At 74.0% G+C, this 13,973-nt stretch carries 14 protein-coding genes; 10 read left to right on the top strand and 4 right to left on the bottom strand.

Annotated elements, in window-relative coordinates; translation table 11 throughout:
- The first annotated feature begins 27 nt into the window (after nucleotides 1-27).
- Nucleotides 28-1,020 carry an acyltransferase domain-containing protein gene (locus ACRAKJ_RS13160; protein ID WP_438920431.1) on the top strand — a complete coding sequence of 331 codons (993 nt, stop codon included), beginning with the start codon at nucleotides 28-30 and terminating at the stop codon, nucleotides 1,018-1,020.
- Here the strand turns inward: ACRAKJ_RS13160 and ACRAKJ_RS13155 are convergent.
- Together ACRAKJ_RS13155 and ACRAKJ_RS13150 are read right to left on the bottom strand one after the other, a co-directional pair.
- Nucleotides 959-1,849: a DUF6114 domain-containing protein gene (locus ACRAKJ_RS13155; protein ID WP_438920432.1), complete on the bottom strand. Its 891-nt coding sequence runs from the start codon at nucleotides 1,847-1,849 to the stop codon at nucleotides 959-961. The genes ACRAKJ_RS13160 and ACRAKJ_RS13155 overlap by 62 nt on opposite strands.
- A 25-nt stretch (nucleotides 1,850-1,874) precedes the next feature.
- Complete coding sequence (locus tag ACRAKJ_RS13150) at nucleotides 1,875-2,444, bottom strand: DUF6230 family protein (RefSeq protein WP_438920433.1); 570 nt, start codon at nucleotides 2,442-2,444, stop codon at nucleotides 1,875-1,877.
- Between the two features lie 349 nt (nucleotides 2,445-2,793).
- Between ACRAKJ_RS13150 and ACRAKJ_RS13145 the strand changes: the two genes are divergently transcribed.
- Genes ACRAKJ_RS13145 through ACRAKJ_RS13135 form a run of 3 tightly spaced genes read left to right on the top strand, consistent with a single transcriptional unit; the run spans nucleotide 2,794 to nucleotide 6,468 of the window.
- Entirely contained in the window at nucleotides 2,794-4,533 is a 1,740-nt protein-coding gene (locus ACRAKJ_RS13145; RefSeq protein WP_438920434.1) for a carboxyl transferase domain-containing protein, read from the top strand.
- 17 nt (nucleotides 4,534-4,550) lie between these two features.
- Entirely contained in the window at nucleotides 4,551-5,117 is a 567-nt protein-coding gene (locus tag ACRAKJ_RS13140; RefSeq protein WP_438920435.1) for a biotin/lipoyl-containing protein, read from the top strand.
- Nucleotides 5,104-6,468 (top strand): ATP-binding protein, encoded by a 1,365-nt coding sequence (locus ACRAKJ_RS13135; protein WP_438920436.1) that lies wholly within the window; start codon nucleotides 5,104-5,106, stop codon nucleotides 6,466-6,468. The genes ACRAKJ_RS13140 and ACRAKJ_RS13135 overlap by 14 nt, the downstream gene beginning before the upstream one ends.
- Nucleotides 6,469-6,517: 49 nt before the next feature.
- On the opposite strand, the gene ACRAKJ_RS13130 is transcribed toward ACRAKJ_RS13135, so the two are convergent.
- Nucleotides 6,518-7,015: a LuxR C-terminal-related transcriptional regulator gene (locus tag ACRAKJ_RS13130; RefSeq protein WP_438920437.1), complete on the bottom strand. Its 498-nt coding sequence runs from the start codon at nucleotides 7,013-7,015 to the stop codon at nucleotides 6,518-6,520.
- Between the two features lie 334 nt (nucleotides 7,016-7,349).
- Between ACRAKJ_RS13130 and ACRAKJ_RS13125 the strand changes: the two genes are divergently transcribed.
- From ACRAKJ_RS13125 to ACRAKJ_RS13115, 3 genes are read left to right on the top strand one after another with little or no spacing between them, the layout of a single operon-like run.
- Complete coding sequence (locus ACRAKJ_RS13125; protein ID WP_438920438.1) at nucleotides 7,350-7,646, top strand: hypothetical protein; 297 nt, start codon at nucleotides 7,350-7,352, stop codon at nucleotides 7,644-7,646.
- A 40-nt stretch (nucleotides 7,647-7,686) separates the two neighbouring features.
- A complete protein-coding gene (locus ACRAKJ_RS13120; RefSeq protein WP_438920439.1) occupies nucleotides 7,687-8,019 on the top strand; it encodes a hypothetical protein in 333 nt (110 codons plus the stop codon).
- Nucleotides 8,012-9,511 (top strand): AarF/UbiB family protein, encoded by a 1,500-nt coding sequence (locus ACRAKJ_RS13115; protein ID WP_438920440.1) that lies wholly within the window; start codon nucleotides 8,012-8,014, stop codon nucleotides 9,509-9,511. Before ACRAKJ_RS13120 ends, ACRAKJ_RS13115 begins: the two co-directional genes overlap by 8 nt.
- Nucleotides 9,512-9,554: 43 nt before the next feature.
- Here ACRAKJ_RS13115 and ACRAKJ_RS13110 read toward each other — a convergent pair whose 3' ends face one another.
- Nucleotides 9,555-10,343 (bottom strand): LuxR C-terminal-related transcriptional regulator, encoded by a 789-nt coding sequence (locus ACRAKJ_RS13110; RefSeq protein WP_438920441.1) that lies wholly within the window; start codon nucleotides 10,341-10,343, stop codon nucleotides 9,555-9,557.
- Between the two features lie 288 nt (nucleotides 10,344-10,631).
- Between ACRAKJ_RS13110 and ACRAKJ_RS13105 the strand changes: the two genes are divergently transcribed.
- The 3 genes from ACRAKJ_RS13105 to ACRAKJ_RS13095 are packed head-to-tail and all read left to right on the top strand — an operon-like array spanning nucleotide 10,632 to nucleotide 13,540.
- Nucleotides 10,632-11,693, top strand: coding sequence for a glutamate--cysteine ligase (locus tag ACRAKJ_RS13105; protein WP_438920442.1), 1,062 nt, complete (start codon nucleotides 10,632-10,634; stop codon nucleotides 11,691-11,693).
- Between the two features lie 15 nt (nucleotides 11,694-11,708).
- A complete protein-coding gene (locus ACRAKJ_RS13100; protein WP_438920443.1) occupies nucleotides 11,709-12,293 on the top strand; it encodes a pyruvoyl-dependent arginine decarboxylase in 585 nt (194 codons plus the stop codon).
- Nucleotides 12,294-12,301: 8 nt separating this feature from the next.
- Nucleotides 12,302-13,540: an amidohydrolase family protein gene (locus ACRAKJ_RS13095; RefSeq protein ID WP_438920444.1), complete on the top strand. Its 1,239-nt coding sequence runs from the start codon at nucleotides 12,302-12,304 to the stop codon at nucleotides 13,538-13,540.
- Nucleotides 13,541-13,973: the final 433 nt, after the last annotated feature.

Below are 13,973 nucleotides of genomic sequence, written 5' to 3'. Positions count from 1 at the left end.
GGCCCCGCGGTGGCCCGGCGGTTGGCGATGCTCTTCCCCGGGATGGGCGCCTACCACCCCGGGGTCCTGACCGGGCTCCGGCACCTCCCGGAGGTGCTGGAGGTCGTCGAGGCCGTGGACCGGGCCGACCGCGGCCGGCACCGGGTTCCCGACCTGCTCCTCGACCCCGCGGCCCCGGACGCGGCCCACCTGCTGGCCCTCGACCGCACCGCCCTGCACCTGGCCATCTACACCGCCTCCGTGGCCGCGTCCGCGGTGCTGCTGCGACGTTTCCGGGTCCGCCCCCACGTCCTCGTGGGGCACAGCGCCGGGGAGGTCGCCGCGCTCGTCGCGGCCGGCGGCACCGGGGTCGGCGACGGTGCCCGGGTCATCCTGGCCAGGGACGCCGCGTTCGCCGGGAACCCGCTGCCGCCGAGCGGGATGATCGCCCTGACGCTCCCCGCCGACGAGGTGCCGGCGCTCCTGGCGGAGGTGCACCTGCCCTCGCTCCAACTCGCCTGCGACAACGCGCCGACCCAGTCCGTGGTGTCCGGTGTGGACGCCGAACTGGCCGTGCTGGCCGCGTTCGCGGGCTCCAGGGGGGTGCGCGCCACGCGGTTGCCGGCCGCGTCCATGTTCCACAACCGGATGCTCGCCGACGTCGAGCGGTCCTTCCGGGTCGGGATCTCGGAACTCCCCGCCGGACCGCCGGACGTCCCGGTCTTCTCCCCGTTGCTGGGGCGCCCCTACCGGGGTGCCCGGGAACTGCGGGAGGCGCCGACGCACCACATCACCCGACCGGTGGACTTCCGGCGGACCCTGGAGCGCCTGCGCGCGCTCGGGGTCGGGACCTTCCTCGAAACCGGCCCCCGGAGCATCCTCACCGCGTTCGCCAGGGCGACCCTGCCCGACGTGCGCGCCGTGTCCGCGCTTCCCCGGAAGGTGACGGCGGAGTGCCTCGCGGACACCGTCGCGGCGGTCAGCGGACCGCCAGCTCCGCACCCGGGATCGTCACCTCCCCGCCGCGCACCAGGGCGTTGACCGCGGTCACGTCGGTGAGCACGACGGACGTCGGCACCAGCGGCGGCGGGGTGTCGGGGGTGAAGTCGACCGGGACCGACAACAACCCCAGCAGGCTCACCCGCCCGGTGATCCGCAGGACGAACAGCTCGATGTCCCCGGCGGCCGTCGACAGCCCGCCGTGCGGGACCGCGAGGACCACCCGGCGGCCGTTGCCGAGGTCGCCGACCTGCACCGGGTCCGTCACCCGGATGACGGCCGCGGTGAACCGCATGGCCCTGGCGGGCCGGCCGTCGACCTGGACGTGGTCGACGCCGTGGTAGGCCAGCCCGGACAGCTCCACGGCACCGGCCAGCAGCGTCCAACCGGCGGCCGGTGGGACGTCCCGCGCCTGGAGCGGCGCCGCGCCGGCGGCGAACGCCAGCAGGCTGACGACCGCCGCGGCGCGGCGCGCCCTGCGGGGCGGGCGCGGTTCGTCGGTCCAGGCCAGGGCGAGCGCCGCGCCGACCACCCCGAGCAGCGTGCCGATCAGGAACCCGCCGAGGTTGGTCGCGGCCAGGGCGACGAGCGACAGCAGCATGGCGGTCACCCCGGCGGCGAACCGGAACCGCGGGCGCAGCCACAACGACGCGCCGCAGATCCCGAGCAGCGTGCCGATCAGCAGCGCCGAGACGCCCCCGACCGTCGTGACCGAGACCAGCACGTCCCCCACCCGGAGGGTGGCGTAGGGCGGGATCACGATCACCAGTCCCGAGAGCACGAGGAACGCGCCCGCGGCGAACGGCCGGCCGCGGCGCCAGTCCCGGAAGTCGCGTCGGGCCCGGTCCGCCCGCCTCCGCACCGAACCCATCAGGTCCTCCTCGCCGCACGGGCGGTCAGTGGCACTCGGCCGGATCGGTGTGCAGGGTCAGCCGGGTGTCCTTCAGGCGCAGCGTGTACGCGGTGGCGCTCCACGCCGTCAGCCGCGGCGCGGCGATGGAGACCTCGTCGGCCTGCTGGGCGAACCCGCCGGGCAGGCCGACCAGCTCGGGCGGTCCTTTCGAGACCTGGCCGGCGTCCACCCCGATCTGCGGGTTCACCAGGGTGAGGTCACCGCTGAGCCCTTCCACGCCGAGCACGATGTCGGTCGCGGACATGCCCTCCGCGCCGGTGGAGTCGATCCGCAGGGTCACGTCCCCCACCGCCGGGAGGGAGCGCAGCGTCACCGACTGGCAGAAGTTGTCCATCACCACGGTGCGGAAGGCGCTGGTGGCCACCGGGTGAGCCGCGTCGGCCCCGCTGTCCACCCCGCCGAACTGGACGAACCCCTTTCCCGCCAACCTGTCCGCCGACACCTTGAAGCTCGTCCCGGACACGGCGAACGACGCCGCCAGCGCCCCTTGGGACAGTCCGAGCAGCACGACGGCCGCGGCGGCCGACCCGGCGGTCAGCACTCCCGCGAACACGGCTCGGCGAGTCCTCCCGCGTACTCCGCATCTCGACATGCCCGGTCCCCTCTCGGTGGGTGCGGCACCTCAGCCCACCCCGCCGTCGAGGGGCGGGCAAGCGCGTTGCCCGATGTTCACAGCCCCGTCCGCAGACGCGCCTGGAGTGGGCGCGGCGCGGGAACCCCGCCGACCAGCGACCTCCGGGGTGGTGACCGCGGCACCCGCGCCCGACGGGACCGAACGGCCGGAACCCGAATCCCCGGGGCGAGCGACCCATGGCCCGCGGGTCCGCGCGGGGCCCAGACTGCCGAGGAGGACGCCGCGACGACGACCCCGCGCGGCGGCGACCAGCTCGGTGGGAGCGGACATGCGACTGAACGGGAAGCCGGACGGTGTCCTCGACCGGATCGACGCGCTGCCGCCCGGGGTCTGGCAGCGGTGCGCGGAGTGCCGGTGCCTGGTGCACCGCGGCACGTGGGAGCGGTCGCACGGCACCTGCCCCGCCTGCGGGGCGACCCGGCGGCTGAGCGCGCGGGAGCGGATCGACCAGCTCACCGACCCGGGCACCTTCACCGAGCTCCTCGCCGGCCTGCGGTCCGCCGACCCCCTCGCCTTCACCGACTCGATCCCCTACCGGGACCGGTTGCGCGCGGCCCCCACCCGGACCACCGCCTCCGAGGCCGCGGTGCTCGGCACCGCGGACGTCGGCGGTCGCCCCGTCGTGCTGCTGGTGATGGACTTCGACTTCCTCGGCGGGAGCATGGGCGTGGTCGTCGGCGAGAAGGTGGTCACCGCGGCCGACCTCGCCACCGCCCGCGGCGTGCCGCTCGTGGCGGTGTCCTGCTCGGGTGGCGCGCGCATGCAGGAGGGCATGTACTCCCTGCTCCAGATGGTCCGCGCGTGCGACGCGGTCCGGCGGCTCAACGAGCGGGGCGTGCCCTACGTCAGCGTGTTGACCGATCCGGTGTACGGCGGTGTCGCCGCGTCCTTCGCCGCGCTCGGCGACGTCATCCTCGCCGAGGCCGGCTGCCGGTCGGGGTTCGCCGGTCCCCGGGTGATCGCGCAGGCCCTGGGCGAACGGCTGCCGGCCGACTTCCAGACCGCGCGTTTCCTGCGCGACAAGGGCCACGTCGACCTGGTCGTGGAGCGCTCCGCGTTGCCCGAGACGCTCGACCGGGTGCTCTCCTGCCTGGCGGGCCGCCCGGCGCCCGGCTCGTGCCCGCTCCCGGACCTGCCGGGGCCACCGGACCCGCCGGGGACCACCGACCCGGCGGACGGGGGCCGGCCCGCACCGGGTACCGCGTGGGAGGCCGTCCGGGTGGCGCGCGACCCCGGCCGGCCCACCGTCCTCGACCACGTGGCCGGTGCCTTCGACGACTTCGTGGAGCTGCACGGCGACCGCCAGGTCGAGGACGACCCCGCGCTCGTCTGCGGCGTCGCCCGGTGGGGCGGGGTCGGGTTGGTGGTGCTGGGGCACGCGAAGGAGCACGACCCGGCACGCGCACGCGCCCGCAACCACGGGATGCCCCACCCGGCGGGCTTCCGCAAGGCGACGCGCCTGATGCGCTTGGCGGGGCGACTGGGCCTGCCCGTGGTCACCTTCGTGGACACCCCCGGCGCCTACGCGGGCCGCCGCGCGGAGGAGGGCAACCAGAGCGGGGCCATCGCCGAGGCGCTGCTGGTCGCCTCCGGCCTGCCGGTCCCGCTGGTCACGGTGGTCATCGGCGAGGGCGGCAGCGGCGGCGCGCTGGCGCTGGCCGCCGGGGACGTCCTGCTGGCCATGCGGAACACCTACTTCTCGGTCATCAGCCCCGAGGGCTGCGCCGCGATCCTGCACGGGGACGCGGGCCGCGCGCCCGAGGCGGCCGAAGCCCTGCGGCTGCGCGCCGCGGAGCTGCACGAGGCCGGCCTGGTCGACGAACTGGTCCCCGAACCCGACGGCGGCGCGCACGCGGACCCGGTGACCGCGGTGCGGCTGGTCCGGGCCGCGCTGCACCGGCACCTGGTGGCGCTCGGCGCCCTGCCCACCGCCGAGCTGCTGAGCCGACGCGACAACCGACTGCGGGTCCGGGGAGCCTCCGCGGACGCGCTCCGAACAGACGAGTGAGGCGGTACCACGTGTCGATGCCCGTACCACCCGTTCCCCTCCCGCAACGAGACCACGGCCCCTCCCCCTCGACCAACGGCACCTCGTCCGGCGGCTCGGCGAGCAACGGCTCGGCGGCGGGAGTCGCGCTGGACGTCGTGCGCCAACTGCTGGCGGCCGTGCACCGGCACCCGGCGAGGCGGCTGCTGGTGCGCACGGCCGACTTCGAGGTGGAGATCGAGCACGCCGGCCCGACCGGCGTCCCGGCCCGGCCCGTCGAGGCCGGCGGCGAACCGGACGGCGGCGAACCGGACGGGAACGCGAACCCGGCCCTGGTCGACGTCCCGGCCCCCGCCGTGGGCGTGGTCCGGTTCGGCACCGGGGCGAGCGGTTCACCGGGACCGGAGGTGGGCGCGGTCGTGGGCGCCGAGGACGAGGTGGCGCAGGTCGAGGCGATGAAGATGACCACACCGGTCCTCGCGGGTCGCGCGGGCACGATCCGCGAGGTCTGCGTCCACGACGGCGACGTGGTCGGGTTCGGGGAACCGCTGCTGCGGCTGGAGCCGGCCCGCCAGGACGGGGGAACGCCCGATGGCGCCCGTTGACACCGTGTTCATCCCCAACCGCGGCGAGATCGCGCTGCGCGTCGTGCGCGCGTGCCGTGACTTGGGCATCCGCGCGGTCGTCGGGTACTCGACCGCGGACGCGGACGGCCTGGCGGTGCGGTTGGCCGACGACAGCTTCTGCCTCGGTCCGCCCGAGGCCGCGCACAGCTACCTGAGCGTCCCGGCCGTGCTGTACGGCTGCGCCAGGACCGGCGCGGACGCGGTGCACCCCGGTTACGGCTTCCTCTCCGAGGACCCGCTGCTGGCACGCGGGTGCGCGGAGACCGGGCTGACGTTCGTCGGGCCCTCGGCGGAGCACCTCGCGCTGTTCGGCGACAAGATCGCGACCCGGGCGGCGATGGCCGGGGCCGGTCTGCCGGTGCTGCCCGGCTCGCCCGGCGCGCTGCGCGGGGTGAACGACGCGCTCGACCAGGCGCGGCGGCTGGGCTACCCGACCGTGCTCAAGGCCGCGGCGGGCGGCGGCGGCAGCGGTGTGCACCCGGTGCACTCGCCGCAGGAGCTGGCGGAGGTGTTCCCGCGCGCGACGCGCACCGCGCGCCGGCTGGCCACCGACGCGCGCCTGTACCTGGAGGACTACGCGCCCTCCGCCCGGCACGTCGAGGTCCAGGTGCTCGCCGACCACCACGGCGGTCTGGTGCACCTCGGCGACCGCTGCTGCTCGGTGCAGCGGCGCTACCAGAAATTGCTGGAGGAGGCGCCGACGCCGGGCCTGTCGCCCGGGTTGCGGGAACGGCTGCACGAGGCCGCCCTCCGGGGCGCGCGGGCGGTCGGCCTGACCAGCGTGGCCACGTTCGAGTTCCTGGTCACCGGGCCCGACGAGTTCTTCTTCATCGAGGTCAACCCGCGGTTGCAGGTGGAGCACCCGGTGACGGAGGCCGTGACCGGTGTCGACGTGGTGGAGTGGATGCTGCGCGTCGCGGCGGGCGAGCGGTTGGGGTTCGACCAGTCCGACGTGTCGGTGCGCGGTCACGCCGCGGAGGCGCGGATCAACGCCGAGGACCCGGCGGCGGGCTGGCGGCCGTCGGCGAGCCGGATCACCGGCCTGGTCCTGCCGGGCGGCCCCGGCGTCCGGGTCGACTCCCACGTCCACACCGGTCACCGGGTGCCGCCGTTCTACGACTCGCTGCTGGCCAAGGTCGTCGTCAGCGGTCGGGACCGGGCCGAGTGCCTGCGCCGGCTGGCCCGCGCCCTGGCCGAGTTCGAGTGCACGGGGGTCCTGACGAACACCGACGCCCACCTCAGGGTGCTGCGCGACCCCACCTTCCGGTCCGGCGAGTACGGCCTGGAACTGGGCGGCATCCTGACCGGGGCGGGGACCGGGGGCGGGTAGGCCGGCGCGCGCCGGGTGTCCGATCAGGACATCGGCCGCCCCCGTCGCCTCAGGACATCGGCCGCGCCCGTCGCCCGGATGCCGGGGGCGACGGCCTCCGCCTGGCGGCGCGGCGGCACTCGTCCGGGTCCACGAGGCGTTCGTGCAGCGCGGTGACCGCCGCCTCGGTCCTGCTGCCGGCGTCGAGTTTGAGCAGCACGGCGTGCACGTAGTTCTTGGCCGTCTTCTCGGAGATGCCCAGGCCCTCAGCGATCCCCCGGTTGGAGGCACCGGCCGCGATCAGCGTCAACACCCGCTTCTCCTGCCCGGTCAGCCGGCGCTCGCGCCCGTCCTCGCCCGTCGCGCGGCCCTCCCCCGCGGCGAGCGCCGCACGGCCCCCTTCCGCGGCGACCGCCGCACGGCCGTCCTCCGCCTGCGACAACACGCGGGCAACGTGCGTCAACGCCTGCTGAACGCAGTGCAGCGCGTGCCGGACCACTTCGAGCGGGTGCTCGCCGAGCCCGTCCGGCGGCGCGGGCGGAAGTCGTCGCGCGTGAAACGGGACCACAGCAACTCCTCTGCGTCGAGCGGAGAACGACACACCCGGTTTCACCGGAACCGGGCGGACATCCGTCCATTCCAAACAAAAGACGTGATCCGGTACACCGCCGACAGGGTTGCCCGCTCCCACCGACGAGCGACAGACCCGTGACGCGCTGTGCGAAGGACCACCGGAGCCATGGGCCATGGGCACTAGGACGAGGAAACCATGTCACCGCACCCTCGGCCGCGCGAGACTGAACGGGGCGGCGGAGCACGCCGCCCGCGACCCGGGGACAGCGGAAGACCAGTACCCCCGACCCCATCGAGGATTCCACCTTTTCCGAGCGGGAGGATTCACCATGACCACCAGGAGCGCGGGCAGGAGAACACGCAGGCGCGGTGGCATCGTCGGCTACCTGGGCACCGTCGTCGACGCCACCAAGGACTACGTCGACGAAGTGCTCGACCGCGGCGAGGACATCGACCACGACCTGCGCGACACGGCGCGCAGGGTGATCGGCGAGCACGACGAGGGCGCTCCCGACGCCGCCGAGGACATCGCGGACCTGAGGGCGAAGCTGGAGGACCTGGCCCGGGAGGTCGGCAGGCTCGGAGGTGGGCGGTCCTCGCAGGGCAAGGAGAAGGCCGCTTCGTGATCGGTCGGCACCGATCGCGCACGACCTCCCGGCACGGCGCATGACCGGGCCCGCGGGCGGGCGGCGGCGGACTCGGCGGGTGCTGCGGCGCGAGCCGGACGGCAGCCTCACCGACGTCGACGGGCGCGTCGTCGCACTCGGAGAACTGCTGGACGACCTGAGAGCGGGGTTGTGCTTCCGCGCGCACCGCCGCACCACGGGGCAGAACTGCACGGTGGAGGTGCTCGTCGAAGTGCTGGCGCTCCCGTTGACCAGGTACCGCACCACCGGGATCGGCTCGCCGGCACCGGGCCCGATACCGGACCCGCCGACGCGGCGGCCCGGCGACGAGCGGTCCGCTCCGCCGCCCGCGGGCGGTCCCGACCGTGCCTGACTCGCGACTCCGGTTGATCACCACGACGCTGGGGCGGTTGTTGGCGCACGAGGCCGCCGCCTCCGCCGGAGGGGACGCCCGACTGCGCCGCGACCGGCGCGCCCGAGCCGTTCGCGAGGCGTTCGAGCGGCTCGGCCCGCTCTACATCAAGGTGGGCCAGGTCCTGTCCACCCGACCGGATTTCGTCTCCCCCGAAACCCTGCGGGAACTGGGCAAGTTGCACGACCAGGTCCCCGCGTCGCCCTTCTCCGACTTCGTCCCGGTGCTGGAGGACGAGCTGGGCCGCTCCTGGCGGCGCCACTTCCGCCACGTCGACACCGAACACCCGCTCGGTTCGGCCTCCCTCGCCCAGGTCTACCGGGTCACGCTGGCCGACGGGCGCCCCGGGGCGCTGAAGGTCCAGCGCCCCGGCGTCCGCGCGGTGGTCGAGACCGACATGGCGTTGTTGCACACGGCGTCGAGAGCGCTGATCGCGGCGAAGACGAGGTTCAACGCCGTGGTGGACGTGCGGGCCGTCCTCGACCTGATCTTCGACGCGGTGACCGGCGAGCTCGACTTCACCGCCGAGGCGAGGAACATGGACGTCGGGCGGGCGCAGGCCAGGGGCTTCGACCGCATCACCGTGCCGGACGTGCTGATGGCGACGCGACGCGTGCTGGTGCAGGGCATGGCGCCCGGGCGCTCCATCCGCGACGTGCCGCACAGCGCCGTCCCGGCCGACGAGCGCCTGGCGATCGCGCACGACCTGCTCGCCTACACGTACCGCAGCTACTTCCTGGGCCGCTTCTTCCACGCCGATCCGCACCCCGGCAACGTGTTCGTCCACCCGGAGCTGGGCGCGTCCCTCATCGACTGGGGCATGGTGTGCCGGCTCGACCGCACCATGAGCCTGAAGCTGGCCCTCACCCTCATCACCATCGCGGAGAACGACGGGGACGGCGCCGCGCGGGCGTGGGTGGAGATGGGCACGCTGACGCAGTGGGCCGACATCGGCGGTTTCACCGACGACGTGGCGCGGCTGGTGCCGAAGGCGGCGACCGCCTCGTTGGAGGAGTTGAACTTCGGCCTCACCCTGACCACCGTGCTGGGGCACTCGACCAGGCGGGGCATCAAGATCAACCCGGTGGTCCCGGTGCTGGGCAAGGCGTTCGCCAACATGGAGGGCTCGATCCGCTGCCTGGCGCCCGAGCTGTCCGCCGCCGAGGTGCTGCGCGCCGAACTGGCCGACATCATGGTGGAACTGGCGTGCGAGACGCTGTCCGAAACCCGCCTGGCACGCGGCGTGGTCGAGACGCTGCTGACGGTCGACGGCAGCTACACCCAGGCCCGCGGCATCCTGCGGGACCTGTCGAACCGGGAGTTGCAGATCCCGGTGGACTGGCGGAAGCCCCACGCGGACAACGCGACACCGGCCAAGGTCCTCTACGGGGCGCTCGCCGGGGTGGGCGGGGTGGCGCTGTGGCGGGCCCTGCGGCAAGGCGGTGCACGGTGATGGACCGACGCCCACCCCGCCGGCGCCGCGGCGGGCTCGACGTTCAGGCTTTCCGCATCAACCTGATGACCGCCTGGGTGCGGTCGCTGACGTTCAACTTGTAGAAGATCGAGTGCAGGTGGTTCTTCACGGTGCGCTCGGAGATCTCCAGCCTCCGCGCGATCCGGCGGTTCGACAACCCCTCGACCAGCAGTGCCGCCACGTGCCGCTCCCGATCGGTGAAGCTCCACCCGTCGCAGAAAGCCGATGCGGTCGGCGTGTCCACCGGGGAGACCCGGGAGCTGATGCCCTCCACCCGCGCGAGCAGGATCTGGGCTATTCCCTGGTGAATTCTCGCCAATCGGAGGAGATTCGCCAGGTCGGACCCCACCGCAACATCGTCACCACTGGCGGACGGGCACACTTTACGCTCCTCAGCGGTGTTCACCACAGGCGTTCCGCAGTTTTCACGGAACGGCTCACGACTTCGACCCAATGTAGCAAATCGATAACCCTCCGCGACAGCGCCATTCAGGCTGTGGGATTGGCGCACGACCAGCACAATCACCCACTTCGACGCCCGGGGGTGACTCTCGGTGAGAATTTGTAGGGCGATCCAGCGACTCTGACACGATAGTGGGGAATCGAGCGTTCCATCGTGCGAAGAAGAGAACGGCTCAGGCTTCAGGACCCGGTCGGGGAGCGCGCTGTCCCGGCCCCCGGCCCCGCTGAGTGCGAGAACCCGGTTCGGGCAGCCGAGCGGGAGGCTCTGACGGAGCACCGTGCCGGAGTCGTCGCCCCGAGGCCGTGGGCGGCGAACGGCGTCGGCGCTGGTGGAGTCGGACGAGCCCATCACCGAGAGGCGATTTTTGCGGTCCGGCTCTGCTCAGGCCATACCGGCGCTCGTCCGGCAAGGTACGAAACCGACTCGATGGAGTGATTCACGGAGAACCATTCGGCAACGGGCGGTCCCGCTTGTCTGCCGCCAGGGTGATCCGGTGCCGCGTACACGGATGAAGACTGTCGGGGTAGTCGATGGGCGAAACGCTTCCGACTACATTCGAAGCAGAAAACGAATTCGGGGCAATCGGGGTGCCGGCGGACGCGGGCGGCCACCCCGGACAGCGCGGGGGGTGGCCGGGTGGATCTGACGATGGGCGTCGAGGAGGAGTTCGTCCTGACCGACGCGACGAGCAGGCAGGTGGTCCGCCGTGCGGAGACCGTGCTGCGCCGGGCGGGCGACGAGGTGGTGCCGGGCGGCGGCGTGGTGGAGCCCGAGATGGACCAGGCGCAGGTCGAGAGCGCCAGCCGGGTGTGCACGGACCTGGTGTCCCTGCGGGCGGAACTGCTGCGGTTGCGGCGCGGGATGGCCCGTGCCGCGCAGGAGCAGGGCTGTCGCCTGGTGGCCAGCGGCACCGCGGTGCTCGGTCGGGCCGGGCCACCGCCGATCCTGGACAAGCCGCGCTACCACCGCATCGCGGAGCGCTACGGGCCGCTGGTGGAGCAGCAGTGCACCTGCGCCTGCCACGTGCACGTCGGGGTGCCCGACCGCGAAGAGGCCGTGCAGGTGGTCAACCACCTGCGGCCGTGGTTGCCGGCGTTGTTGGCGTTCTCGGCGAACTCCCCGTACTGGGAGGGGCGCGACACCGGCTACCACAGCTGGCGCACCCCGCTGTGGGGGCGGTGGCCCGCGGCCGGTCCGCCGCCCCACCTGTCCTCGGCCCGGGAGTACGAGGAGCTGGTCGCCGCGCTGCTCGACACCGGCGTGATCCTCGACGGGGCGATGCTCTACTGGTACGCCCGGCCGTCGCGGCACCTGCCCACGGTCGAGGTGCGCATCGCCGACGTGGCGCAAACGGTGGACGAGGCCGTGGCGATGGCGGGCCTGGTGCGCGCCCTGGTGGCGACCTCGCTGACCGACGTGCGGGCCGGGCGCCCCGCGCCGCGCGTCGACGACCACGTGCTGCGGGCCGCCTGCTGGCGAGTCGCCCGCTACGGGCCGGACGAGCACCTGGTCGCCGGACTGCTCGACCACGTCCGGCCCGCGCTGGAGGACTTCGACGGGGCCGAGGTGGTGCTCGACGCGGTGCGCGCGGTCGAGCGCGACGGCACCGGAGCGGACAGGCAGCGCTCCGCCTACCGCAGGCGCGGTCGGCTGGAGGACGTGGTGGACCTGGTGGCCGCGCGGACCGTGGCCGGGTGAGCGAGGAGGGAGACGATGGTGGAACGCGAACTGCCGCTGGGCCGGTTGCTCGTCCCGGACCGGATGTTCTTCACCGGCGGGACCGGGGTGCACGAACGGGAGTTGCAGGCGCACGACCTGATGTACGTGGACGCGGGCCTGGGGCGGGTCAACCGCGTGCAGGTCTCCAGCCGGGTACCGCCGGGGTGTGAACGGGTGTCGCGCGAGGACGGGCTCCGGCTGCTGCACGAGGGGCAGGTCCTGTTCGCCATCCAGGCCCTGGCCGAGACCGGCGAACCCGGCCGCCGCATCGCCACGGCCGTGGGCGTGGCCGTGCCCACCGGCGGGGGCGTCGGCTGCGTGGCCGAGGTGCACGAGCAGGACTCGGTGGACAAGACCGCCGGACAGGCCGGGCGCAAGGCCGTGGAGATGGCGCTGACCGCGATGGCCGTCGAACTCGGTGTCGACGGCTACGACGCCGAGGCCGAGTACCGCTCCCGGCGTGACCTCTACCGCGTCGGCGACACGGAGGTGCGCACCGACGCGGTCACCACCGCGGCGGTCGGCGACCCGGCCGGCCGCATCACCAAGATCGTCTCCGCGCTCGTCTTCCTGCTCTGAGGAGGACCATGTCACCCACCGGACTGACCATCGTCGCCGACCGCTGCTGGGACGGCACGAGCGACCGCCCCGCGGGCCCCACCACGGTCACCGTGACCGACGGCGTGATCGCGTCGGTGGTCCCCGCGGCCGGGCTCCCGCCCGACGTGCCCGCCGTCCGGCTGGGTGCGCGGACCCTGCTGCCCGGCCTGATCGACTGCCACGTGCACCTGGTGGACGAGGAGCACGACGGCGGCCTCGCGGCCTACCAGGCCCTGAACGCCCTGCCCGCCGTGAAGGCGGTGCTGGCGGCGGGGTTCACCACCGTGCGCGACCTGGGCTGCGCGCACGACCCGATCAACGTCGCACTGCGGCAGGCCGTGGAGGACGGCCTGGTCGAGGGACCTCGCCTGGTCGTCGCGCCCAACATCATCTCGGTGCCGGGCGGGCACGGGGACAAGATGCCCGCCCTGAGCCACCGCTACGGCACGGACGTGGGCACGCTCGCCTCCGGACCCGCCCGACTGCGCGCTCTGGTGCACGACCAGGCGCGAGTGGGTGCCGACTGGATCAAGTTCACCGCCAGCGGTGGGTTCAGCTCCCCCGCCGACGCCCCCGACCACGTCGCGTTCACCGTCGAGGAGATGGCCGCGATCGTCGCCGCGGCCCGCGACCACGGCCTGCACTGCGCCGCCCACGCGCTCAACGACGAGGCCGTGCGCCGCGCCCTGGCGGCCGGGGTGCGCAGCATCGAGCACGCCAACCTCGCATCCGCGCGGACCCTGGCGCGCATCGCCGACCACGACGCCTACCTGTGCCCGACCCTGCACGCCCAGCGCCACTTCATCGACAACCTCGACGACGACGACTTCTGGGCCGACCGCAGTCCCCTGACTCGGGCGAAGTACCGCGCCCACGCCCGGCGCGTCCGCGAGTCGACGGCGCTGCTGGCCGACAGCCCGGTCCGCATCGCCTTCGGCACCGACGCCGGCATGTTCCCGCACGGCGAGGCGTGGCGGGAGTTCCTGGACCTGACCGAGGCCGGCCTGTCGCCCGCGCGGGTGCTGCGGGCCGCCACCTCGGTGGCCGCCGAACTGCTGGAGCGCCCCGACCTGGGACGCATCGCACCCGGTGCCGCCGCGGACCTCGTCGCCGTGGCCGGTGACCCGTTCAGCGACATCGCCGCCATGGGCCGGGTGGAGTTCGTCGTGCGCGGCGGCGTCGTCGCGGTCGACCGCACCGGCGACCCGGTCGGCTCCACCCGCTGAGCGCCCCGCGCACCCACGCCCCGCACACCTGCCCGAACCCGCAGGAGGTGACCGTGACCGAACCCCCACCCACCGACCTCCAGGTCGACTTCCCCTTCGACCACACCGTCCACGTCGCCGGCGACCGGCGCGTCGGCGTGCTGCCCGACCTGCGCGCAGCGGTGGCGGCCCGTGACCTCCCCGCGGTCCGCCGGCGGTGGCGGCGACCGGTGGACCGCTACGAGCAGTGGACCTTCCACCGCTTCCTGCGCGACCCCGTGCGAGACCCCGCTGCCTGCTCCGCGCGACGGGATCTTCCAACGGATGCCCGCCGGGCCCGCGTTGCAAGGTGCACGCCGTCCACCCCGCACCGTTCTGGCGCTCGGCCGGGCGGTCCGGGGCGAGCTGCGCCGGCACACCCCCGCGGCCCGGCTCGGCGCCGTGCTCGACCACC

The organism is Saccharothrix sp. DSM 118769, assembly GCF_052936295.1.
This window is presented reverse-complemented; position numbering and strand designations above follow the sequence as displayed.